Raw genomic sequence first — 24,819 nt, 5'->3', positions numbered from 1 at the left:
TCATGATGGTTTATGATATGAGAAGAGTTAGGAAAGGTGCCTATATCTTTTTAGGAAGGAGAAGGGGAAAATAGCTATTTAATTCTATTTTCGCTAGAATATGAGTACATAAGAAAGGTGTTGTGGAGCGTGGAGATTCAGTTTTTAGCAGGCAGATCGGGGAGTGGAAAAACGACTGCAATCTTAGAGGAAATCAAAGAACAGCTTCGGCTAGATCCGCTGGGTCCGCCAATCATTTTTTTAGTCCCGGATCAAATGACATTCTTAATGGAGTACGAGCTTGCAAAAACGTCTGAAGCTGGCGGGATGATCAGGGCCAAAGTATTTAGTTTCACGCGTCTTGCTTGGTCTATTTTACAGCAGACTGGCGGAGCGAACCGGCAATTTGTGACAAGCACAGGAATTCAAATGCTTTTAAGAAAAGTAATTGAAGAAGAGAAAGAAAAGTTTAAGGTATTCAAAAAAGCGAGTGATAAGCCAGGGTTTGTCGAGCAAATCGAAAAGACGATGGCTGAGTTCAAAAGATACTGCATGTTGCCGGAGGATATTGAAAAAATTTCATTATCGAGCATGCATTCAGAGTATACAGAAGAAAGACGGGCAGGCGAAAAATTGCATGATCTGCATGTTCTTTATCAGCAGATGGAGCAGCATTTACAAGATGAATATGTGCACTCAGAAGACTATTTGACGCTTCTCACGCAGCAAATTCCTCTATCTGAAGAAATAAAAGGAGCACATATTTATATAGATGGCTTTTATCAATTTACACCGCAGCAGCTTCTCGTCATTGAACAGCTTCTGCTTCATGCTGAGAAAATAACGGCTGCGTTCACAGTGGATCGTTCCTACCATGATAAGCAGCCAAATGAACTTGATTTATTTCGTATGACTGGTAAAACGTATTTCCAGCTCTATCAGCTTGCTAAAGAGTGCGGAGCGGCCATTTCTGAGCACATTTTGGAGAGAAATAACCGGCATCTTCATACGCCAGATCTTGCTTATTTAGAACGCCAATATGAGCAGAGACCGGTGCAGCCATATCAGGAAGTAACCCCTCATCTCACAGTGTCTAAAAGTGCGAGTAAACGAGCTGAAATTGAGGGAGTAGCGAGAGAAATTCTTCATTTAGTGAGAGAAGAAGGACTTAGACTGCGAGATATTTCAGTTGTCGCGCGGCATGTAGATGACTATAAAGATACGTTAAAAGAGGTTTTTCGAGATTACGATATTCCTTTTTTTATTGATGGAAATGAATCAATGCAGTATCATCCGCTCATTGAATTGATTCGTTCGAGCTTGGATGTCATAAAAGGAAACTGGCGGTATGAGGCCGTGTTTCGCTGCGTGAAAACAGAGTTCTTATTTCCGCTCGAACTTGCCAAAAACAAAGCGAGAGAACAGGCAGATCAGCTTGAAAACTACTGTATTGCTTATGGTGTAAAAGGAGAACGCTGGACAAACGGCTCCCGTTTCCACTACAGACGATTCCAATCTTTAGATGAGGATTTTGGACAAACAGATCAAGAAATTGAAATGGAACAGATGCTGAATGATGTAAAGGAATGGATTGCACCTCCGCTTTTCAAATTGCAAAAAAGGCTGAAAAAAGCGCAAAAGGTAAAAGACATGGTGGAGGCAGTCTATGTCTTTTTAGAGGAAATACAAGTGCCAGATAAACTTGAAAAAGCTAGGCTGGAAGCAGAAGAAGCAGGTAGATTAGCTGAAGCCATGCAGCATGGACAAGTATGGGATGCTGTTATTCAATTAATGGATGAATTTGTTGAAATGCTCGGTGAGGAGGAGCTCTCATTTCCTTTATTCCAGCAAATGATGGATACAGGATTGGCCTCTTTAAAATTCGCTTTAATTCCGCCTTCACTCGACCAAGTATTTATCGGAAGTATGGATTTATCAAGAATGTATCAAGTGAAGTGTATGTTTATCATTGGGGTAAATGATGGCGTTATTCCCGCACGCCCTTCTGACGAAAGTGTCTTGTCTGAGGATGACAGGGAATGGTTAAAGCGAGCAGGAGCAGAGCTGGCAGAGACAGGAAAGGAACGGCTGCTAGATGAGCAATTTTTAATTTACCAGGCGCTGTCGAGTCCATCTCATCATTTGTATCTGTCTTATTCAGTGTCAGATGAAGAGGGGCGCTCTTTATTGCCTTCAACTCTTATCAAGTATTGTCAGGAGCTTATGCCAAATCATCAGCATGCTTTGTATGTGTTAGACCCGGAACAGCTGGATGACGAGGAGCAATTAAAATTTGTAGCGAATGAGCATGTCTCGTTATCGTATACTGTCTCGCAGCTGCAGCAATGGCTCAACCAATATCCCATCAGTGGTGTATGGTGGAGTGTTTATAATTATTTGATAACGTCAACTCATCGGGATGTATCAAAAAACATCTTGTCGAGTTTGTTTTTTACAAATCGAGCAAAGCGCTTAAAACCAAACGTCACAAAAGAACTTTACGGTGATCACATTCAAGGCAGTGTTTCAAGAATGGAGAAATTCAATGCGTGTGCATTTTCTCACTTTGCTTCCCACGGGTTAAAACTAAAGGACCGGCAATTTTATAAATTGGAAGCACCCGATATCGGCCAGCTGTTTCACTCGGCTTTAAAGCATATTTCAGATACGCTTGTTGAACAAAAAAAGGATTGGAAAAACTTAACGAAGGATGACTGTGTCAACTATTCAAGACATGCAATCGAACAGCTTGCTCCGCGTCTTCAAAAGGAAATCCTCTTAAGCTCTAATCGGCATGCTTATATTAAAGAAAAACTCCAAAAAATCTTGATTCGGGTCTCTTCTATCTTAAGTGAGCATGCAAGAGTGAGTGGATTTTCTCCCGTTGGACTTGAGTTAGGGTTTGGCGGCCAAGGACCTCTTCCGCCGTTTACTTTTCAATTGAAAAATGGCTGCACGATGGAGCTTGTCGGAAGAATTGACCGCGTAGATAAAGCAGAAGGTTCAAAAGGGCTGTTGTTGAGAATCGTCGACTACAAATCGAGTGAGAAAGGTCTTGATCTAGCAGAGGTATACTATGGGCTGGCCTTGCAAATGCTCACTTACTTAGATTTAACCATTACGTATTCGAAGGAATGGCTCGGTGTAGAAGCAACGCCAGCTGGCATTTTATATTTCCATATCCATGATCCGCTTATTCAAGCACCGATTCCGCTTGCAGAGGATGAAATTGAGCAGGAAATATTCAAGAAATTTAAAATGAAAGGTCTATTGCTTGAAGATGTAGAAGCGGTAAAGCTAATGGATCAAACGCTTGAATCAGGAAGATCACAAGTCATTCAAGCCGGTTTGAAAAAGGACGGATCTTTCCGTTCTGACTCTGCTGTTTTAAGTGAAGATCATTTCCATATACTCACACAGCACGTTCGGCGCACATTTGAAGAAGCAGGCGAAAGAATTACAAATGGTGAAGTAGCCATTAATCCATATAAATTGAAGGATCAAACACCATGCCGCTTTTGTTCATTTAAGTCTATTTGCCAATTTGATGAATCGATAGAGGATAATGAATTTAGAGTGCTATCATCTGAAAAGGATGATGTTGTGATAGACCGGATCAAAAAAGAAGGGGATCAGTATGCAAATACCAAAACCGAATAACAGTACTTGGACGGATGACCAATGGGAAGCCATCGTTTCAGAAGGACAAGATATCCTTGTTGCGGCGGCAGCAGGGTCAGGTAAAACAGCTGTTTTGGTTGAACGGCTGATTCGAAAAATGACCCGTCCAGAAGATCCAGTTGATGTGGATCGTCTGCTCGTTGTGACTTTCACAAATGCATCTGCGGCAGAGATGAAGCATCGGATCACAGAAGCACTTGAAAAGGAATTAGCGAAAAACCCCGGGTCCCTTCATATGAGAAGACAGCTGTCGCTCATGAATCGTGCCAATATTTCTACCTTGCACTCCTTTTGTTTGCAGGTTCTGCGCACCTTTTATTATGAAATTGACCTTGATCCAGGCTTCCGGTTGGCTGATCAAACAGAAGGAGAATTATTAGGAGATGAAGTGTTAGATGAACTGTTTGAGGATGAATATAAGGCTGGAAAGCCATCGTTCTTTGAACTGGTTGATCGCTATACTTCTGACCGCCATGATTTAGACTTGCAATGGCTTGTGAAGAGAATTTATGAGTTTTCCAGATCTCACCCTTCACCTGAGCAATGGATGAGGGCATTTCTTTCTCTTTATGATGTAGATGCTCAAACAAAAGTAGAACAATTACCGTTTTACCCATATATCAAAGAGGATCTTTCTCTCGTTTTTCGAAGCTGTCTCGAACTACTCGAACGAGCTCTCGCCCTATCAAAAGAACCGGGCGGCCCGGCACCGAGAGCAGAAAATTTTATAGATGATTTAGAGCAAGTCAATGAATTAATCAGGCACCAAAATGATTTTGAAAAGCTTTACGAGCTTTTGCCAAACATCAATTTTAAAAGGCTCAAAACATGTAAAGGGGACGAATATGACCCTGTGCTGTTAGAAAAAGCCACAGATGCACGCAATCAAGCAAAAAAACAATTAGAAAAACTTAAAGATGAATACTTTATGCGCAGTCCAGCCCAGCATTTGAAAAGCTTAGCTGAAATGAAGCCGGTGGTCGAAACACTTGTGGAGCTTGTCATCCAATTTGGACAGCGTTTCGAAAAAGCGAAGCAAGAAAAATCAATCGTGGACTTTTCGGATTTAGAGCATTATTGCTTACGCATTTTAGCAGAGCAGGATGCGGAAGGAAATTTGATCGAAACAGAAGCGGCCAAGTACTATCAACAGCAGTTTGAAGAAGTGCTCGTTGATGAATACCAAGATACAAACCTTGTACAAGAAACGATTTTAAAACTTGTATCTAAAGGGGGACATGCCGCAGACGGCAACCTGTTTATGGTTGGTGATGTAAAGCAGTCCATTTATCGCTTTAGACTGGCTGAGCCCATGCTCTTTTTAAACAAATATAAACAATTTACACCAGACGGCAAAGAAACAGGGAAGAGAATCGATTTAAATAAAAACTTCCGCAGCCGTTCAGATGTGTTAGACAGTACGAACTTTTTGTTCAAACAGCTGATGGGGGAAACAGTTGGAGAAATTGAATATGATGAACAAGCTGAATTAAAGCTTGGAGCGAGTTATCCAGAAAGCGAAGATACAACGACAGAAATGCTTCTTGTCCATTTAGATCAACAGGAAGCAGAAACTGACGAAGAGCGAGAAGAACTAGAGACCGTACAGCTTGAAGCGAGAGTCATTGCTAAAAAAATAAGAGAATTGGTGGAGCAGCCATTTCAAGTGTACGATGCAAAACAGCAAATGACCCGTAACTTGCAGTATCGGGATATTGTGATTTTGCTTCGTTCTATGCCATGGGCCCCGCAAATGATGGAGGAATTGAAGAAACAGGGAATCCCTGTGTATGCGAATCTTTCTTCCGGTTATTTTGAAGCAACAGAGGTGTCTGTCATTCTTTCTCTGTTAAAAGTCATCGATAATCCATATCAGGATATCCCGCTTGCAGCTGTATTAAGATCACCACTTGTCCATTTAGACGAAAATGAAATGGCACTGATTCGCACGAGTGATAAAAAAGGCACTTATTATGATGCTGTGAAGGCATTTATGAGGGTGACTCATTCAGATCACCCTACATGCAAAAAACTAGAACGGTTTTTCAGGTTGCTGCGTAAATGGCGTGATTTCTCGATGAATCATTCAGTAGCGGAATTGATTTGGGAAGTATACCGCGATACGCATTATCTAGATTACGTTGGCGGGATGCCTGGAGGCAAGCAGAGACAGGCGAATCTCCGCGCTCTTTATGATCGATCAAAGCAGTATGAAAAAGCTGCCTTTAGAGGGCTGTTCCGTTTTCTTCGTTTTATCGAAAGAATGCAGGAGCGTGGAGATGATCTTGGTGCGGCAAAAACGTTCAGTGAAACAGAAGATGTTGTTCGCATGATGACAATTCACAGCAGTAAAGGGTTAGAATTTCCAATCGTCTTTACCGCAGGACTCGGCAGAAACTTTAATATGATGGACTTAAACCAGTCCTATTTACTTGATAAAGAGCTAGGTTTTGGAAGCAAGTATATCCATCCCGAGCTGAGAATTAGTTATGCAACATTACCGCTTGTAGCGATGAAAAAAAAGATGAGGAAAGAGCTGTTATCTGAAGAGCTGAGAGTTCTATATGTGGCGCTCACAAGGGCTAAGGAAAAATTATTTCTGGTCGGCTCTGTCAAAAATCAGGTGAAAGCATTAAGCAAATGGCAAAATGCTGCAACCGGAGAAGATTGGCTGCTCCCTGATTTTGAACGTTATCAATCGAAAACATACTTAGATTTTATTGGTCCTGCTCTCATCCGTCACCAAGCAATGTCATCTATTTTAGAAGAAACAGGTGATGTTGTTCTTTCGCATCCATCAGCATTCACAATCTCATTTACTCAAGCTTCCGATCTTCTAAAAGAAGATATGTCACTTGAAAAGGAGCAGCAAGACGAGGTGGTACAAGCTTTGATGGAGGGGCTGCCTGTTGAAGAATATGGTGATGCTGATGAGAAAGTAGCAGAGAGACTTTCATGGAGATACCCATATCTAGCGGCCTCACAAGTCGGCACAAAGCAGTCTGTTTCCGAGATAAAGAGAATGAAAGAAATACAGGATGAGTACAGTGTTCCTTCTTCTCTTCGAAAAGCTCGTGCCACGTTGTATGACCGGCCGGCTTTCATGAAGAAAAAAGCACTCACTGCCGCAGAGCAAGGCACCGCAATGCACACAGTCATGCAGCATATTGCGCTTCCTTCTGACGAGCCCTACGATGATTCACGTATACAGCAGCTGCTCGATTCCTTACAGCAGCGAGACTTGCTAACAAATGAGCAAGTCCAGTCAATTGATCAAGAAGGAATTGCAGCTTTCTTCTCTACTTCTATTGGTCAAAAGCTGCGAAAAGCGGACTGGGTAAAACGAGAAGTGTCATTTAGTATGGTATTACCTGTTAAAGAGGTATACAGCCATATTGATGCAGAGGGGGAGCCTGTCCTTATTCAAGGGATGATTGACTGTTTATTTGAAACGGACGGAAAGCTATATTTACTAGATTATAAAACCGATAGAGTGCAAGGCAGATTTACAGGCGGCCTTGAAGCAGCTGTGCCTATATTGAAAAAACGCTATGAAACTCAAATAGCGTTATATGCAAAAGCAGTAGAACGTTTAACAAACAGAACATTAGAGGAGAAAATTCTTTATTTCTTTGACGGGAATTTAGAAATTTCATTATAAATGTATCGGAATGAGAGGTGAATCACATGAGGATTCTGCATACGGCGGATTGGCATTTAGGAAAAACCCTTGAAGGTCGAAGCCGGCTTGATGAGCAAGCACAGTTTTTAGATGAGCTGTATCAAATCGTAAAAGACGAACACATTGATGTCATTGTCATGGCTGGAGACGCCTTTGATACAGTGAATCCGCCTGCTAGAGCAGAGCAGCTTTTTTATGAAAGTCTATCCGCCTTATCTGATAAAGGAAAACGTCAGGTCGTGGTCATCTCAGGCAACCATGATAATCCGGATCGACTATCCGCCGCATCTCCTTTAACAAATGATCAGGGGATTCATTTAATTGGATATCCGACAAATGATATCATCCGCGTCGATGTTCCTTCTTCGAGTGAACGTTTATCCATTGCAGCACTCGCTTATCCGTCTGAAGCGAGACTAAACGAGGTACTGGCTGAAACATTTGAAGAGAAAGTGCTTCGTGATCATTACAATTTAAAAATACAACAAGCATTCCAGCATTTAAGCACTCAATTTCAAGCCGATACGGTCAATATCGCGACGAGCCATATTTATGTGGCAGGAGGAAGTCAAACAGATTCAGAAAGACCGATTGAAGTAGGCGGTGCATATACCGTTGCGGCTGAAAGTCTGCCAGAAGCAGCCTGCTATGTGGCCCTTGGTCATTTGCACCGGCCGCAAACCATCAAGCGTGCCAAAACGATCGCCCGCTATTCCGGATCACCTCTTGCTTACAGCTTTTCTGAATCAGGATATGCCAAATCAGTCACGATTGTTGAAGCAAAACCTAATGAAAAAGCAAGATGGAAAGAAGTGTTGTTATCAAGCGGAAAACCACTTGTGAAATGGAAGGCGACAGAGGGACTAAGTCAAGTACACGAGTGGCTGGATGAAAAACGGGATCTTCAGGCATGGATTGATTTAGAGATTCATTTAACAGATCAGCTCTCTATAGAAGAGATCCATCAGCTCCGAAAGCAGCATAGCGGGTTTGTCCATATTAGACCAAAATTTAAAGAACTGCAGCAATTGGAAGAACAAAAGCAAATCGAAAAGCTCTCGATCGAAGAGCGGTTCGTGAAATTTTATGAGCGCCAGACAGGCGGCGGACTTCCTGATGAAAAAACAGTTAAGCTGTTTTTGGAGCTCGCCAATGAAATGCAAGAGGAGGAAGCGACTTGAAGCCGATTACGCTAACCATTAAAGGACTTCATAGCTTCAGAGAAGAACAAACAATTGACTTTAGCTCATTATGTGATGCAGGTGTGTTTGGCATTTTTGGACCGACAGGAAGCGGAAAATCGTCCATATTAGACGCGATGACCCTGGCACTCTATGGCAAAGTGGAACGGGCATTAAATAATACACATGGTATTTTGAACCAAGCGGAAGAGAAACTGTCAGTTTCCTTTACGTTCGCTTTGCAGAAGGAACATCATATTTCTTATAAAGTCGAACGTGCTTTTAAGCGGGCGGATGAAATGAAAGTCAGAACGACACTATGCCGTCTGATTGAAATTGGTGATACGCAGACAGTCCTTGCAGATAAAGCGAGTGAGGTCAATCGTAAAATAGAGGAATTACTCGGGTTAACCATCGATGATTTTACGCGTGCGGTTGTCTTGCCCCAAGGGAAGTTTGCAGAATTTCTTTCCTTAAAAGGAGCCGATAGACGACAAATGCTTCAGCGTTTGTTTAACCTGGAAAAGTATGGGGATCAGCTCGTCAAACGTTTGCGTGCAAAGGCGCAGAATCAGTATGGACAAAAAAATGAACTGCTTGCTGAGCTGAATGGTTTAGGTGAAGCTGGTCCAGAGGCGCTCGCAAAGGCAAAGGAAGCGGCAGAGCAGGCAAAGGCTATTTTTCATGAGAAAAAACAAGCGCGGGATGAGGCGTTCACTGCTTTTACAAAGGCGCAAACAATTTGGCATTATCAAAAAGAACAAGAAGCTTATGAGACGGAACTAAACCATCTGAATCAACTGGCACCATCAATGGAAGAAAAAAAGGCCAAGCTTCATATTGCTGAGCAGGCAGAGGCATTAAAGCCCTATGCGGATGCATTAACAAAGGCTGAAAATCAGCTTTCTCAAGCATTAAAAGAGAAGCAGGAAGCAGAAAATCAGCTTCTGCATCAACGAACGATCTATGATCAAATGACGCAGAACTATGAGCAAGCCAGACAAAAGAAAATAGAAACTGAGCCGGAACTTCTCCAAAAGAAAGAGCAGCTGATTCAGCTAAAGGAAATTGAACGAAAAAAAGAGGAGGCTCTTCAGGAAAAGACGGCAATCGAACAGAGAAAAAATAATACAGCGCAGCAATTATTACAAAAAAAAGAAGAAGCAGACAACCTCCAATCTTTGTTAGAACGTGCACTGGCAAAACAAACACAGCTGAAGCGTGAGCTGGAGCCATTACAAGTCTCTGTAAAAGAACGGAAAAGTGTACAGGATGCTTTGCGATTAAGCGAAAATGTTCAAAGAATACATCAAAGCATACACAAGGAAGAACAAAAGATGGAGGAGCTCAAAAAGCGATCAACACAGACCGCAGCAGCATTTGAAAAGCTTCAAAAACAGCAAAAAGACCATCATGAAAAAATAGACCAATCGTTTCAAGCGATTGAACAGCTCTATTTCTATGTATGTGAATTCGAACGGGCTTTTACAGAATGGAGTAAAAGAGAACAAAGTCAGAAGCTCGAAAAATTAAAACAGCGTGATGCTGTTAGGGCGGCGGAATTAAGAAAAGAATTAGCGGCAGAGCTTGTAGATGGTGAGCCATGTCCTGTTTGTGGATCGATTCATCATGACCCAAAGGCATTGGAAAACAATGACCATGAAGAAACAGTGGCACAAATCGATGAAGTGATTCAACGGATGGACACAGAGCTTAAGCAGGCAGAGGAATACACAAGAGACATGTATGCCGCAAAGCAGCTATTGGAAACGCACGCTAATCAATTAGTAAAACAATTTGCCTTTTTATCTCAGAAAGCTCCAGGTGCGGAAGTGGCAGCAGCAGTAGAAGCAGTGCAAAATCCGGAGTCCTTGCAGTATCTCATGCAAGAATGGAAAGGCTTGAAACAAGATATTCAAGAAGTTGATCGTAAACGAGCTCGTTTAATGGATGAAACACATGATCAAGCAGCAGAGATAAACAAGATAAAAGATCAAATGACATTTGAACAGCAGCGTATCGAAGAATTAGACGGGCTGATCAAGGAGCTTCAATCTGAGCTTTCAGAGCAAACATCTCAATTTGAACATGCCTTCCCGGACTTTACAGTGCATCAAGTACAAGAGATACAAAAGCAGATAGATGAAAAGGACCAGCAAGCGGAAGGCTATAAAGAGCGGATTGAGAAAAGTATTTCATTTTTGGAAGAAAAACAGCAGGCAAAAGAACAGCTGCAAACAGCCATATACGATGTGGAGAAGGAACTTGATAAACTAGCGCATCAGCTGGAAAGTCAGCAAAAGCTCATTCACCAATATGAAACAGATTTAGGGCGATATCCATTAAAAGCTGTCTCCATTTCTGAAGAGCTGATCGAGGTTGAACACACGCTTGCTCGTCTCAATGAAATGGAACAGCAATCGTTCAAGCAATTACAGCACGCGCAGGAGCTCTTTAGTCAGGCACAAAGCTATTTTTCAAGCAGTGAGCGTCAGCTTCAAGAGGCTGAACGAAGAAAACAAGAAGCACGAGCAGCATGGGATAAAGAATCGGAGTCTTCTCCTTTTGATAAGCCTCAAGAGATTGCATCTGCTTTCCTGAATCAGGCAGTACGTCAATCAGTTAAACAAGAAATTGATGAATTTGAGGATAAAAGAAAGCAATGTGCCGCAAACTTAAAGCGAATTTCTGAACTGCTGAAAGATGAGTCACTAGATGAAGAGCAGTGGACTGATATTCAACTGAGGAAAGAAGCGGCAGAAAAGGCATTAGAAGAAGCAACAGTGATGAGCGGCTCTGCTTATGAACATCTGCGTGTGACGGAAGAAAATCACCAGCGATTTGCAAGTATTCATGAACGCTTAGCGGAGCTGCAGCAAGAAATTGATCGGCTTGATAAGCTGCAAACCGTGTTTAAAGGAAATACATTTGTTGAGTTCTTAGCAGAAGAACAGCTGGAAAGTGTCAGTCGTGATGCATCTGCCCGTCTTGGTATTTTGACAAGACAAAGGTATGCGATTGAGGTGGATTCAGAAGGCGGCTTTGTCATGCGCGATGATGCGAATGGCGGTGTCAGACGTCCAGTGTCCAGCTTGTCCGGCGGGGAAACCTTCCTGACGTCGCTTGCGCTTGCACTAGCTCTTTCAGCGCAGATTCAGCTGAGAGGTGAGTTTCCGCTGCAATTCTTTTTCCTTGATGAAGGCTTTGGTACCCTTGATCAAGACTTGCTTGACACGGTCATTACCGCATTAGAGAAATTACAATCCCAAAACTTAGCTGTTGGTGTCATCAGCCATGTGGAAGAATTGAAAATGCGGCTGCCGAAGAAACTGATTGTCCATCCAGCAGATCCAAGCGGGAAAGGGACAACAGTCTCAATGGAATTAATGTAAATATTGAGGTGATGACACGGTGGCAAAGCAAACAATTGGATTATGTGAGCTGTGCGGAAGACAAGATGTCCTGCTCACAGAACATCACTTAACGCCAAGAGAAGAGGGTGGTGCTTTTTTACCGACTGCCTTCTTGTGCATCCCTTGTCATAAACAAGTACATGCCCTTTTTACAAACCAGGAGCTTGCCGCACGTTTGAACACAATTGATGCACTGAGGCAGGATGAAAAGCTTGCTTCGTACATCAAATGGATTCGGAAACAGCCGGCAAGCAAGCTGGTTAAAACAAAAAAATCGAGACAGCGCAGAAAGAAATAAGCATAAAAAAGCGCTCCTCTATTTGAAATGGGTGTAGAGGAGCTGCTTCATGCATTGCCTACCATATTCTGATCATTTAAGTCAGGATCCACATAGTTGGTGGCGCTAATGCCATTATTTAATATCAAGAAATCTCCGGTATTCCCCGCTCCAGAGCCTAAAGCAGATTTTGACGAACTTTTAGGCGACAGGTAGAATGAGTCACCGACGTTTACGACGCCTCCAGAAATAGAGTTAATGTAAATGGGTCCGACAATTGCTGGCATAATCGACATCCTTTATTCGAAGTCATATCACCATCATATGCGCAGGTAGGTCCATTTGTGAGTTTTGCGGACTTTCATCATTGCTAAATAGCTCCCTAATATGCTTCACTCGCGCAACGCCATTCATTCGACAAGTAGAGCCGATTTGATAGACAGAGGACGATGATACCCCTTCTACATGGATGGAAGACACTTTAATCACAGGCTTTTCGTGGTAAAAGGCTGTTCTCACTGATCGTTCTGGCAGCATCAATGGAATAGGCTCATAATACACTTCAAATTCTTTCGCATCTAAATTTTCTGCTTCATAGCCATAAAACAAACTAATGGTTCGTTGAACAGCTAACACCTTGACTTTCGGGCATAGCTCCTGAGTATCACCGATTTGAACCACACTCGAAATCCCGACAGAATTCACCTTTGAGAACTTCACTTGAGATGTGCGCTTGATCATTATCGAGGTGCTAGAGGAACAAACGGGCCAATAATCAGAGATTCTGGCGGTGTATCGAAAATTGAGGATAATTGTACATGATCTGTGTCCCCGATGATAAATAAGGAAGAAGATGATACCCCGACTACTTTAATGCTTCCGGTCTCAATATTGCGGTTGACAACTGTGAAATTCATCCGTTTTCCTCTCCTTTCGTTTCACTTGGAATATGGGCTAAAAAGTGCTCAATCGCCCGCTTTACATCATGCTTCACATATTCAGCAATTTGCTCTGAACGCTGCAACGGTGTCATATCTTCCCGGTGTGGCAGCTGTCCCGCATAGTATTTGATCCTGCTGTCAATTTGCTTGCGAATGTCCTCAATGATATGGTGTTTGTTGCTTTCATCGAGGGACCCTTCATATCGCTGCTCTAGTTCTTCAAGAAGTTCTGGAGCTTCTTCATTTAGAAATGCATCGACAAGCTGCCGTGTTTGATTGAAAAATTGATCAGCCATTTCTTGCTGCATCATTCCAATTCCCGGGGTTGTTGTTTGGCCCACTTCAAAGTTTTGAACACTGTTTGGATCAGATGGGTTGAGGCCGATATTCAGCGTCCCTTCCAGCCGTTCGATTTTCAGTTGATCAAATTGATAATCAATCCGTTCTATATTCGTTGTCGGTTTATCTTTGATCATTTGCATTTCCTGCTGAAGCTCGTTAAGCCTTTTTTCAAGCATCATGATTTGTTGCGATTGTTTTTGAATGATGCCATATACTTGTGAAGCGTTGCTCTGATAATCATACATTTACCTACACCTCCGGGGATTGCAGATGACTTAAGTTGTTGGTGACTGAAGCGGTACAAAAGGTGCTGTGCTTGCGCCTTGAGATTCTTCAATTCCTTGTGTACCTGCTGCGGCAGGCGCTGCTTCTACGTAGCTTCCCGTGTTATACAGGTTGGAAAGGGCTTTGATGGATCCAGCACTCCCAATTTGCAGAACAGAGGAGTTACTTACAGACTCCACACGTAAATAATTAATTTGTATCGCTTGATTAATATAGAAGTTCAACGGATCCTCACTCCTTACAAGTTACCAACAAGCGGTTGATCTATGACATCACTGTCGTACGTATTTGTCACACTTTTGTAGTTGCTAATTTGCAATTGATCACCTGTATTAAAACTGCCTGCGCCAGCAAACGTTTTAACCTGACTATTTGGAGAAATGGTGATACAGTCTCCAACATGAACGACTCCGCTCGTTCCGACGGCATTTACTTTAAAGGCTCCCACAATAGCCGGCATAGCGGTGCACATCCTTTATAAAATTAGGGCACTTTGTTTTTGGGCGTTTCACCATAGCTTATGATGGGTCTTTTAATGTGTGATTGTCTTTTTGAAAGCTTTTCATGAGAGGAATTAGATGTATGGCTTACCCTTTTTTTGAGCAATCTTTAGAGGTGGATTTGATGCCTTTATTTAAGAGCATGTCAAGCTCTTGACTGCATCTGATGGTTTCTTCGGCATTCATCCCGAATTTTTTTGCAGTCTCAATTAAATGTAATCTTTTTTGTTCAATTTCATAATTGATCATAACGGACGCCAACTCTCACATTTTTTATCAAATAGAAGGATATGGTTAGTATACCCTATTTTTCTATAAAAAAAGCTGTTTCGTCAATATGAGTAATAAAGTGACAAAATTCGAAAGTGTTCTTACGTGCCAAATTTCTCTTTTCTGATCTCAGCCTGTAAATAACGTCGTCTTTTGTTGATATACTGCCGGATTAAGTCTCGTTCAGATGGCAGGATGTCTTTTCGATCTTTCGTATATGGATCATCTCCAATTCGGTCCTCAATCGATTCATGCCATTTCTCGATGATTGGGCAGAGCCGGTCTTCTACAAAATGTGTATCGAGTACATGCTGGAAAAGTGTGTAATAGGCTTCTTTAAACGAAGGGATATCTAGTAATCTAGCAGTTAATGTATTAAAGCCGTTTACTGGGATGTAATCAAACGCCATTTCTTCACCATGAATGTCACGACCCCATGTTGCATCATAATCCCAAGGAAGTACTTGAAACCGTCCTTGTTCATTCACATAAAGAGCGTAGTTATGAACAAAACCATCAAAGTTTTGTGTGCATACCACACCGATGAGCCAGCGGAAATATTGTGTCACATCTAGGTATTGTTCAATTTTTTCTGCAAAAGTGTCATCTCTTGCTGTGTTGAGAAAGTAAATAAATTCACTCAGCTGCTGATCATGTTGAGACATCCCCGTTTTTTTCTCGTATCCGAGAAGAAGGTGCTTTTTTGGCTTTTTATCAAAAGAACTCAAAAGGGAGAAGTTCGCGTCGTCATCAACCGCATAATAAATGCCGCCTCCTGAAAGCTGCCGTTTTTGAAGAAAGAACTCATCGACGGATTCTATTTTCAAATAAATGCCTTCTTTTCTTCCGTTTATGGTGAGAAACACATGAGAAGCGGCTGGACTAAGCACCCCCATCTGCTCAAAGAAATAAAAAGATAGTCTGTTTCGGATAAACGAAGGGTCATTGTACTCTGCATTTAAATGAAAGATGGATTCGCCTTGTCTTTGTTTTGGCTTTCGGTATTCAATTTGATAGGATTTTTTCTTAAGCTTTCTAATGTGTGAACCGCGGTATGAAGCATAAATATGTGATTTGGTTTGGCCTGTTTTCAGAATAGCTTCAACAGGTTCATCGTTCCAAATGTCTTTTTTTAGTTCAATCAGGTCCTTTGGATGAATCCACATATCAAGTTGTTTTAAAGGTTCCGTGTTCATACGTTCATCAGCCTCCTATATGCTCTTCTTTACAATATGAAAGTGAAGGAATGTCCTGTACCGGCTGGTAGGTATTCATGGAGTTTTAAAGGAAAGAGGCATTCGTCACGAACACTTGTCTACCGAGTCTCGTAACATAAAGCAGAGAAGATAAACAGCTTTGTCTGTTTGTTTTGTCGAAGCATAGACTGGAGGGGAATTGTTCGTGAGTACATTTGATCATTCGCACATTGAACATGCAGTGGCTTCACTTCGAAGTGAGGGACGTGATCATCACTTAGATCGTGAACCAGAATCGAAACGTTCGCATAAGTCAGCTCGTTCTCGTCATTCAAATCGCGGTCATTGGTTCTTTGGCGGTGGTGGACGCCGTAAATCACGCCGTAGTAAAAAAAGCTACAGAAGCTATCGTTCAAAGAAAAGTTATCGCTCTAAGAAAAGCATGAAGAGTAAAAAGTCATATAAAAGCAAAAAATCTTGCAGAAGCAAAAAGAGCGAACCGAAAAAGTCATGTCGCAGCAAACACAGATCGCATCATAAGAAGAGCTGCCGCAAATCACATCGCAGTAAGCACAGATCGCATCATAAGAAAAGCTGCCGCAAGTCACATCGCAGCAAGCACAGATCGCATCATAAGAAAAGCTGCCGCAAGTCACATCGCAGCAAGCACAGATCCCATCATAAGAAGAGCCGCAAGTCACGCCGCAGTCATCGATCTAAACGTTCTCATCACCATAAACGCAGCCGATCTTGCCATAGATGTGGAAAGAAAAAGCATCGTTCTCAAAGAACAGGAAATGTTGAGCGTAAATGGGACCAAGGAAATATGTGGGAATACCGCCGTTTCCGCTAGGCATTCAATCATCATTTTTGAAACCCTTTTTAAAAGAGAGTATGATAAAAAAGGGTTTTTTTTATTTCATAGAGAAATAAAATGAGACATCATAACTTAGCGAAATGAAGATTGTGAGGGGAAGACATGAAGTTTTTTACAGGTGAGATACATAGCAGCATGTTTATTGGGGTAGTCATTGATGATGAATGGGTGATGGACGTCAAAAAGGCAGAAGCCAAATTATTTGAGCTTGAGACACTGCCAAACTCTTTATCTGAGTGCATCAAAATGGGGGACAAGTTTGTAGAACATGTGGGGCAGCTTCTTGATTGGGCTGAGAAAAAAGAAGAAGACCGCGGCTCTTATGTATATCCGCTTTCGGACGTGAAACTCCATGCCCCGATTCCAAAGCCGTCTAAAAACATCATGTGTGTCGGAAAGAATTATCAAGATCATGTTATGGAAATGGGAAGTGCGGCGGATATTCCTAAAGACGTGATGATTTTTACAAAGGCACCTACTTCTGTCATTGGACACGAAGATGAGATTCTTCTTCATGAAGATGTGACAAGTGAATTGGATTATGAAGGAGAGCTTGCTATCGTGATGGGCAAATCAGGGAAAAACATTGCTCCTGAAGAGGTACAAGATTATATATTCGGTTACACCATTTTAAATGATGTGACGGCAAGAGATTTGCAGAAAAAACACAAACAATTTTTCATTGGCAAAAGCTTAGATACAACCTGCCCGATAGGACCTTATATCGTTCATAAATCAATGATCGAGGATCATGGTGCGCTCCATGTGGAAACAAAGGTAAACGGAGAGGTTCGTCAGTCTGCCAGTACGGAATTAATGATCTTCACAATTGAGAACATCGTCTCCACTCTTTCAAAAGGGATGACGCTAGAAGCTGGTGACATCATTGCAACAGGTACACCTTCTGGGGTAGGGAAGGGCTTTGAACCGCCTAAGTTTTTAGCTTCTGGAGATCGAATTGACATCACGATTGAACCGATTGGGACGCTGACAAATCACGTCAAATAAAGCACATGATGACACAGGATTGTCGCTTTGTGTTCGACTTATTTCGTGGTACGATGAGAAGGTACTTGTTCTGATAAAGGGGGAAATCACAAATGGGAACACATTTACATATCACAGCATGGGTGCTGGGGATTATTTTATTCTTCGTAGCCTTTGCTCTAGCAGGTAAAAACGACAAAGGCGCTAAAATTGTGCACATGATCGTTCGCTTATTCTACTTGATCATTATCGCAACAGGCGTAGAGCTGTATGTTCGCACAGGAATGAAAATTCCAGGTTTCGGGGGCGAGTATATCGGAAAAATGATTCTCGGTATCCTAGTGATCGGTTTCATGGAAATGGTCCTAGTGCGCAAGAAAAAAGGAAAATCGGTGACTGGTGTGTTGATTGGTTTTATCGTATTTGCGATTGTGACCATTCTTCTCGGTTTACGTCTGCCGATCGGTTTCCATATCTTTTAATATAAAAAGGACATTGCTTATACGAAGCAGTGTCCTTTTTATGTGGCATCAAATTGTGAAACGATCCGTTGTCCATCTGAAGTGGTCCATTCAAAACGAATGTGACTGGAGGCAGGGTCATGGTGACATTGAAGTGCAAGTGATTGCGTATCTGCCGAAAACTGAAAGAAAGAGACGCGCTGCAATGAATGAAAGGAAGAGAAGACACAATCATAGACGGAAAAACCAAGCTGCTCTACCTGCTCAAGGATGTGATCAAAGACGTTCTCCGGTACGAACATGAGAAGATCGAGCCAGCCTTTGGCAAGGGACGCCGTATATTGAATTTTTTCTCCTCCTTGTACTTCTATTAGCTGCCCGTTTTCATGAAGAACCATGGAACCAAGCAATTCTCCTTTTGTCCATCGGTCATTTTCCTTCAAACAGATCATTGTGCTTTGAAGACTTTCTGGCAGCATGATCTCTCCTTCTTCATCTTCAATCAGACAATGTCCGTTTTCAATGAGCAAATACCCGTTACACCATCTTCTGCTGCAGCGTTCAAGCTGCTTCATTCGATTCTCCATTTGCAAAAGCTCCTTTCCTCTTTCTTTTCTTACCAAATCAAGCCTGTCCTATACGCCGGGAAAAAAGGACAAATCAACTATCAAGGAGACGATGCATAAACTAAGAAAGGCTGAATGAGAACACTTGAGGAAAAACGGATGGGAGCTGATGATGATGTGTGGAATTACAGGCTGGGCAGACTTTAAAAAGCAGCTCATCCAACAGGATCATGTAATCAATCAAATGACAGATACATTATCTAAAAGAGGGCCAGATGATACAAATACGTGGAAAAGTGAGCATGTTCTTTTCGGGCATAAAAGGTTAGCGGTGGTAGATGTAGAAGGCGGAAAGCAGCCGATGACATATACACATCAAAACCATGCTTATACGATTGTATACAATGGAGAGCTCTATAACACGGAGGATATAAGAAAAGAATTGTTAAAAAGGGGGCACCGCTTTCTTGGGCATTCTGATACAGAAGTTCTTCTTCATGCCTATACAGAATGGAAGGAAGAGTGTGTCTCCCATTTTAATGGCATTTTTGCATTTGTGATCTGGGATAGTGAGCGTGAATTGTTATTTGCAGGGAGAGATCGGCTCGGTGTCAAGCCATTTTTCTATACAGAACGTCATCATTCCTTCTTATTTGGTTCAGAGATTAAAGCACTTCTTGCTCACCCTGATATCAAAGCAAAAGTCGATCATGAAGGGCTGTCGGAGATCTTTGGCTTAGGGCCGTCAAGAACACCAGGCCAAGGAGTGTTTAAAGGGGTAAAAGAGCTGAGACCTGCACATGCCTTGACCTTTTCAAAAGACGGCCTGCGCGTGTGGAGATACTGGAATGTCAAAAGCAAGGAGCATACTGACTCACTTGATGACACCGCACAGCACATTAAGCATCTCTTTACAGATGCTGTGACAAGACAGCTTGTCTCTGATGTGCCTGTATGTACATTTTTATCTGGCGGCGTCGATTCTAGTGCCATTACTGCCATTGCCGCTAAGCACTTTGAGAAAATAGGGAAAGCACCGCTTCATACGTATTCCATTGACTACGAAGAAAATGATCAATTCTTTGAAGCAAGTCAATTCCAGCCGAATGCTGATGGCCCATGGATTGATCAAATGACCAAAGCGTTTCAAACGAATCATCACAACTGTATCATCGGTCAAAAAGAGCTGGCTGCTTATTTGAAGGAAGCTGTTGAGGTTCGAGATTTACCTGGGATGGCAGATATCGATTCTTCTTTACTTATATTCTGCCGAGAAATTAAAAAGGATTTCGTTGTTGGTTTATCAGGTGAGTGTGCTGATGAGATTTTTGGCGGCTATCCTTGGTTTCACATGGCAAATGAAACAAATAGTTTCCCTTGGATGAGATCGACAGAAGCAAGAACGCAGCTCCTGCAAGACTCTTGGCAAAAAAAGCTGTCACTTAAGGAATACGCACAAAGCAAATATGAAGAAACGGTGGCAGAAACGCCTCTTTTAGATGGAGAAACTGGAGTCGATAAAGCCCGGAGAGAACTTTTTTACTTAAATATGATCTGGTTTATGACAACACTGCTTGATCGAAAAGATCGAATGAGTATGGGTGCTAGTCTTGAGGTACGTGTGCCATTTGCAGATCATCGCCTTGTCGAATATGTGTGGAATATTCCTTGGGAAATGAAAATGCATGGAAATCGTGAAAAAGGGGTTTTGCGAAAAGCATTAGAGGGAATTTTACCGAATGAAGTGCTTTATCGAAAGAAGAGTCCTTACCCGAAAACACATCATCCAGCCTATACTCAGGCTGTGAAAGAGATGCTAACAAACTGTCTCGTGCAAAAAGATTCTGTACTTCACGAATTTTTAGATCCACATCAATTAAAGCAGCTGATTGAAACGGAAGGAGCTTCCTTTCATGTGCCTTGGTATGGCCAGCTCATGAAGGGCCCGCAGTTGATTGCCCATCTAGCACAGATTCATCATTGGTTTGAAACGTATCGAATTGATATAGAAGCGTAATAAAGGGTCGGCTTTCTTGTACTTGTTGAAAGGAAGCCGGCTTTTTTGATACATAACATGAGACTTTTTGAGCACATCAAAAGTTGATCTAGTCTTTCTAATTTGTATAATTAACTTAAAGTGAATTAATTTGGAGGAAAAAGGATAATGAAAATCATTGTGATCGGAGCGGGACCAGGGGGACTTGCGGCAGCTATGATGCTTCAAAGCAAAGGATATGAAGTTCATGTATACGAAAAACAGTCCTTTGTCGGCGGACGTAATGCTAAGTTTCAGCTTGGTGATTTCACGTTTGATACAGGTCCTACCTTTCTCAGCATGATTCATATTGCAGAGGAGCTGTTCACCTTTGCTGGTAAAAATCTTTATGATTATATCGATGTGATTGAATTAAAAGAGATGTATAGATTAATTTTTCAAGACAATCAGCTGGATATGATTCGAGATCGCGATGAAATGTACAAACGATTAGAAGCCTTTGCACCTGGTGAGGGCGAAGGATATCTAAGATTTATGAAGGATACAAAGCGCAAAATGGATCGGCTCACACCAATTTTACAAAGTAAAATGGACCGCTTTCATCATTACCTTCGCCCGAAGGTAATCAAAGCACTTCCACAGCTTTCGCTAAATAAAAGTTTGTATGATGTACTGTCAGACTATTTCTCGAATGAATCAGTGAAATATGCCTTTACATTTCAATCAAAGTACTTAGGAATGTCGCCGTGGGAATGCCCTGGTGCGTTCTCGATCCTTTCGTTTATGGAACATGACTCAGGTGTTTTCCATCCGAAGGGCGGTGTCAATCAGCTATCAGAAGCGATGGCAAAGGCGGCGGTTGAAGCTGGAGCAGAGATTCATCTGTCAGCTGGCGTCGACAAGCTGCTCACGGAGGGAAGGAAAGTAAAAGGCATTCGTTTAGAATCTGGGGAAGAAATACAAGCAGATGAGGTTGTCGTCAATGGAGACTTTGCACATGTGATGACAAGGCTTGTCGAGCCAGGTCTTTTAAAGAAATACAGTGAGAAAAAACTAAAAAAGAAAAAATTCTCATGCTCTACCTTTATGCTCTATTTAGGATTGGATACCATGTACGATGAACCGCATCATACCATTGTTTTTTCCGATGATTATGCTAGATTCGTCAAAGGCATTACGAAAACATATGAGCTGCCAGATGATCCGTCTATTTATATTCAAAATGCAAGTGTAACCGATGACTCACTTGCTCCAAAAGGAAAATCAGCTCTTTATGTGCTTGCTCCAGTTGCCAATAACCAAAGCGGTATTGACTGGGAAGCGCATCAAGATGAATTTAGAGAGCTTGTGCTGGATACATTGGAGCGGAAAACCGGCTTTCAGAATGTGAGACAGCATATAGAAGTTGAGCGGATGATCACACCGAAGCAATGGGAGGAAGACCTTTACGTATATGAAGGAGCTACATTTAACCTTGGCCACCAGCTGACGCAGATGATGGTTCTAAGGCCGCACAATGAATTTGATGAATTAAAGCACTGCTGGCTCGTTGGAGGAGGAACACATCCAGGAAGCGGACTGCCAACCATTTTAGAATCAGCGCGTATCACGACAAATGCCATTCTTTCAAAAGAGAAACATTCACACAAAACAATGCGGCATCAAGAAAAGGGGAGCGCCTCATGAAACAACATATATTGATTGCAGGTGGCGGTATTGGCGGAATGATCTCAGCGCTTTATTTGAAAAAAGCGGGACATGATGTCACCCTTGTCGAAAAAAATGAACGGCTTGGCGGGAGACTTGCTTTTGTACGTGAGAAAGGATATAAAGTAGATGAAGGTCCGACCATTGTCCTACTTCCTGACATGTTAAAAGGCATTTTACATGAGGTAGGTATTGACGAATCATCTCTTGATCTGTTGCAGCTTGATCCGCTGTACACAGTTCAATATCAAGATGGAACCTCCTATACGAAATACTCTGATGCACGTCGTCAGCTAGATGAAATCAGACGTGTATTTCCAAAAGAAGATCAAGGGTTCCAGAGGTTTATGGAAGAAATGACGGACCGGTTTCAAGAAGGGCAGAAAGCTTTTCTAGAAAAATCATTTCACGAAAAACGTACATTTTTTACAAAAGCCAATATGAAGATTTTAATGAAATTAAAGGCATATCGAACGGTACAAAGCGCTCTGAAAAAATATTTCTCAGACGAACGCCTGCGAGATGCATACGCACTTCAAACCCTCTATGTTGGGGGAAACCCGTATGAAGCATCGGCCATTTATTCGCTTGTTTCATATAGTGAGCACGCACATGGAATTTACTATTTAAAAGGCGGTTATGCAAGTTTAGTAGATATATTGGAAGGGCAGCTCATCAAAATGGGTGTGCATGTAAGAAAAAATGAAGAAGTCACGCAATTTGAGTTTGAGGGAAAACGGGCAGTCAAAGCAAAAGTGAATGATGAACATGTTGCCGCTGATGCATTTGTGATCAATGGAGATTATCCAGCTGCGCTAAAACAGTTTGGTTTAGACGAACAAGATCGCCGAAAATACGTACCGTCCTCTGGCTGTGTGATGGTGTATCTTGGTTTAAACAAGATGTATCATGAAGCACCTGTTCATCAATTTTTTATGGGAGAACACTTTGATCAGCATATGAAAGAGGTTTTTCAAACGAAAACGATTCCTCAAGACCCGTCATTTTATACATTTAATCCATCGATCATTGATCCATCTCTTGCCCCAGATGGCTGCAGTGTTCTATACATGCTCGTTCCCGTTCCTTCAGGAGATCATATCAACTGGGAAGAGGAGACAGATTTTGTCGAGAACATGGTGGGTGTCCTTGAAAAAAGAGGTTTTCCGGGATTGCGAGAGTCGATTGTCTGGCAAAAGGTCAGGACACCAAATGATTCCTTGCGAGAAGGATTGTTTGAAGGCGGCAGCTTTGGACTTGCGCCTAATTTGTTTCAATCAGGTGTCTTCCGCCCGCAAGTGAAGGTCAGTGAGACAGACAATCTTTATGCGGCAGGTGCTTCCATCCATCCGGGCGGCGGGGTGCCGATCGTGATGCAAAGTGCGAAGCTCATGACTTCTGTACTACTAAAAGATTTGAATGATAGAAAGGAAGTGAAACTAAGTGGTTGATGTACAAACAGCATTAAAAGTGTGTGAGGAAACCATTCAAACCCATTCAAAAACGTTTTACCGGGCCTTTTCCATGCTGCCTAAAAAGAAAAGACAGGCCGTCTGGGCCGTGTATTCCTTTTGCCGGAGAGCAGATGACATTGTAGATGAGTCGCCTTCGCCACAAGAGGACCTTGCATCCTTTCGGAAGACGTTTGATCAATTTTTAAAAGGTGAGGTAGACCGGAATGATCCGATATGGGTGGCGCTAGAGCATACATTTCAAGAGTTTCGGATGGATGAAGCCCCGTTTCGTGACCTGCTCCAAGGACAGGAGATGGATTTAGAGCAGCAGCGATACGAAACGTTAGATGAACTGCTCATCTATTCCTACCATGTTGCTAGTACCGTTGGACTCATGCTCCTTCCCATTATTGCACCGCGTAAAAAAGAGCAGCTAAAAGAAGCAGCCATTTCGTTAGGGATCGCTATGCAGCTAACCAACATTCTTCGAGATATCGGCGAAGATCAGGCTGAAAGAGACCGCATTTATTTGCCAAAGCAAGTGATGGATCAATTCGGGTACACAGAGCAAGAATTGAAGGAAGGGATTGTCAATCAAGCTTTTCAGCACGTCTGGGAGTACATTGCTTTTGAGGCAGAGGCATACTACGAGGAGTTTTTTGACCATCTTCATGAATTCCCGCTATATTCACGTATACCGGTGAAAGCAGCAGCCCACTTTTATAAAGCCATCTTAGATAAAACAAGAGAAAACGAATACCGCGTCTTTACAGAGCGAGCATTTATTTCAAAACAGGAAAAAGCACTTATTTTAGAAGATATTACGTAAAAAAGGACTGCACCCCGCAGTCCTTTCAGCGTGTAGACAAACCCTCGCATTCGTTGTCAGGTCTGCGCTCCGGTGCTCACGAATGTTAAATTCGCTCCACTCCGGTACTCGCCCTTCCTAGATTGCAAAGGTTTTCTATCACGCTGAAAAGAAGACAAAGGGCTAAAATCAAAATCATTTTAGCCCTTTGTCAAC

The 24,819-nt window shown here is 42.2% G+C and carries 21 protein-coding genes; 12 read left to right on the top strand and 9 right to left on the bottom strand.

The features are described from left to right. Positions 1–129: 129 nt before the first annotated feature. The 5 genes from addB to hlpB are packed head-to-tail and all read left to right on the top strand — an operon-like array spanning position 130 to position 12,234. Positions 130–3,639 (top strand): helicase-exonuclease AddAB subunit AddB, encoded by a 3,510-nt coding sequence (addB, locus tag AC3WTB_RS04475; RefSeq protein WP_247544379.1) that lies wholly within the window; start codon positions 130–132, stop codon positions 3,637–3,639. Then, positions 3,617–7,321, top strand: a complete 3,705-nt coding sequence (gene addA, locus AC3WTB_RS04470) for a helicase-exonuclease AddAB subunit AddA (RefSeq protein ID WP_492333384.1) — start codon at positions 3,617–3,619, stop codon at positions 7,319–7,321. The genes addB and addA overlap by 23 nt, the downstream gene beginning before the upstream one ends. Positions 7,322–7,347: 26 nt before the next feature. After that, a complete protein-coding gene (gene sbcD / locus AC3WTB_RS04465) occupies positions 7,348–8,523 on the top strand; it encodes an exonuclease subunit SbcD (protein WP_410559731.1) in 1,176 nt (391 codons plus the stop codon). Further along, a complete protein-coding gene (locus AC3WTB_RS04460) occupies positions 8,520–11,915 on the top strand; it encodes an AAA family ATPase (RefSeq protein WP_492333383.1) in 3,396 nt (1,131 codons plus the stop codon). The genes sbcD and AC3WTB_RS04460 overlap by 4 nt, the downstream gene beginning before the upstream one ends. Before the next feature lie 19 nt (positions 11,916–11,934). Then, a complete protein-coding gene (gene hlpB, locus AC3WTB_RS04455; protein ID WP_039177660.1) occupies positions 11,935–12,234 on the top strand; it encodes an HNH nuclease-like protein HlpB in 300 nt (99 codons plus the stop codon). A 47-nt stretch (positions 12,235–12,281) separates the two neighbouring features. Here hlpB and AC3WTB_RS04450 read toward each other — a convergent pair whose 3' ends face one another. From AC3WTB_RS04450 to AC3WTB_RS04415, 8 genes are all read right to left on the bottom strand, one after another. Next, entirely contained in the window at positions 12,282–12,500 is a 219-nt protein-coding gene (locus AC3WTB_RS04450; RefSeq protein ID WP_003211468.1) for a spore germination protein, read from the bottom strand. A 22-nt stretch (positions 12,501–12,522) separates the two neighbouring features. Then, positions 12,523–12,954, bottom strand: a complete 432-nt coding sequence (locus AC3WTB_RS04445) for a spore germination protein GerPE (protein WP_024425504.1) — start codon at positions 12,952–12,954, stop codon at positions 12,523–12,525. After that, positions 12,954–13,130, bottom strand: coding sequence for a spore germination protein GerPD (locus tag AC3WTB_RS04440; protein WP_003210893.1), 177 nt, complete (start codon positions 13,128–13,130; stop codon positions 12,954–12,956). The genes AC3WTB_RS04445 and AC3WTB_RS04440 overlap by 1 nt, the downstream gene beginning before the upstream one ends. Continuing rightward, positions 13,127–13,741 (bottom strand): spore germination protein GerPC, encoded by a 615-nt coding sequence (locus AC3WTB_RS04435; protein ID WP_047202343.1) that lies wholly within the window; start codon positions 13,739–13,741, stop codon positions 13,127–13,129. Before AC3WTB_RS04435 ends, AC3WTB_RS04440 begins: the two co-directional genes overlap by 4 nt. Before the next feature lie 30 nt (positions 13,742–13,771). Then, positions 13,772–14,005, bottom strand: a complete 234-nt coding sequence (locus tag AC3WTB_RS04430; protein ID WP_003210877.1) for a spore germination protein GerPB — start codon at positions 14,003–14,005, stop codon at positions 13,772–13,774. 14 nt (positions 14,006–14,019) lie between these two features. Beyond that, entirely contained in the window at positions 14,020–14,241 is a 222-nt protein-coding gene (locus tag AC3WTB_RS04425; protein WP_024425506.1) for a spore germination protein, read from the bottom strand. Between the two features lie 127 nt (positions 14,242–14,368). Then, a complete protein-coding gene (locus tag AC3WTB_RS04420; RefSeq protein ID WP_039177669.1) occupies positions 14,369–14,530 on the bottom strand; it encodes an aspartyl-phosphate phosphatase Spo0E family protein in 162 nt (53 codons plus the stop codon). 122 nt (positions 14,531–14,652) lie between these two features. Further along, positions 14,653–15,747 (bottom strand): CotH kinase family protein, encoded by a 1,095-nt coding sequence (locus tag AC3WTB_RS04415; RefSeq protein WP_492333382.1) that lies wholly within the window; start codon positions 15,745–15,747, stop codon positions 14,653–14,655. A gap of 205 nt (positions 15,748–15,952) precedes the next feature. Here AC3WTB_RS04415 and AC3WTB_RS04410 point away from each other — a divergent pair, with 205 nt between their 5' ends. The 3 genes from AC3WTB_RS04410 (at position 15,953) to AC3WTB_RS04400 (ending at position 18,093) form a co-directional block, all read left to right on the top strand. After that, on the top strand, positions 15,953–16,600 hold the full coding sequence (locus AC3WTB_RS04410) for a CotG/ExsB N-terminal domain-containing protein (RefSeq protein ID WP_082672261.1): 648 nt from the start codon (positions 15,953–15,955) through the stop codon (positions 16,598–16,600). Positions 16,601–16,726: 126 nt separating this feature from the next. Then, positions 16,727–17,632, top strand: coding sequence for a fumarylacetoacetate hydrolase family protein (locus tag AC3WTB_RS04405; RefSeq protein ID WP_064498271.1), 906 nt, complete (start codon positions 16,727–16,729; stop codon positions 17,630–17,632). Positions 17,633–17,724: 92 nt separating this feature from the next. Further along, positions 17,725–18,093, top strand: coding sequence for a YisL family protein (locus tag AC3WTB_RS04400; protein ID WP_034282135.1), 369 nt, complete (start codon positions 17,725–17,727; stop codon positions 18,091–18,093). 38 nt (positions 18,094–18,131) lie between these two features. Here the strand turns inward: AC3WTB_RS04400 and AC3WTB_RS04395 are convergent, their stop codons facing one another. Next, positions 18,132–18,659, bottom strand: a complete 528-nt coding sequence (locus AC3WTB_RS04395) for a DUF2777 family protein (protein ID WP_126682040.1) — start codon at positions 18,657–18,659, stop codon at positions 18,132–18,134. A gap of 154 nt (positions 18,660–18,813) precedes the next feature. On the opposite strand from AC3WTB_RS04395, the gene asnB reads away from it, so the two are divergent. The 4 genes from asnB to AC3WTB_RS04375 all read left to right on the top strand — a co-directional run bounded on the left by asnB (position 18,814) and on the right by AC3WTB_RS04375 (position 24,624). Next, positions 18,814–20,655 carry an asparagine synthase (glutamine-hydrolyzing) gene (gene asnB / locus AC3WTB_RS04390; protein WP_106025290.1) on the top strand — a complete coding sequence of 614 codons (1,842 nt, stop codon included), beginning with the start codon at positions 18,814–18,816 and terminating at the stop codon, positions 20,653–20,655. A 147-nt stretch (positions 20,656–20,802) separates the two neighbouring features. Then, complete coding sequence (locus AC3WTB_RS04385) at positions 20,803–22,320, top strand: phytoene desaturase family protein (RefSeq protein WP_492333381.1); 1,518 nt, start codon at positions 20,803–20,805, stop codon at positions 22,318–22,320. After that, on the top strand, positions 22,317–23,792 hold the full coding sequence (locus tag AC3WTB_RS04380) for a phytoene desaturase family protein (protein ID WP_492333380.1): 1,476 nt from the start codon (positions 22,317–22,319) through the stop codon (positions 23,790–23,792). Before AC3WTB_RS04385 ends, AC3WTB_RS04380 begins: the two co-directional genes overlap by 4 nt. Then, the gene (locus tag AC3WTB_RS04375) at positions 23,785–24,624 is read left to right on the top strand and encodes a phytoene/squalene synthase family protein (protein WP_339209272.1); all 840 of its coding nucleotides are present in this window, start codon (positions 23,785–23,787) and stop codon (positions 24,622–24,624) included. Before AC3WTB_RS04380 ends, AC3WTB_RS04375 begins: the two co-directional genes overlap by 8 nt. Positions 24,625–24,819 lie beyond the last annotated feature (195 nt).

This window comes from Bacillus sp. EB106-04-04-XG123, assembly GCF_058791855.1.
Note: the sequence above shows the minus strand (reverse complement) of the source record. Positions and strands in the feature narration are given on the sequence as shown.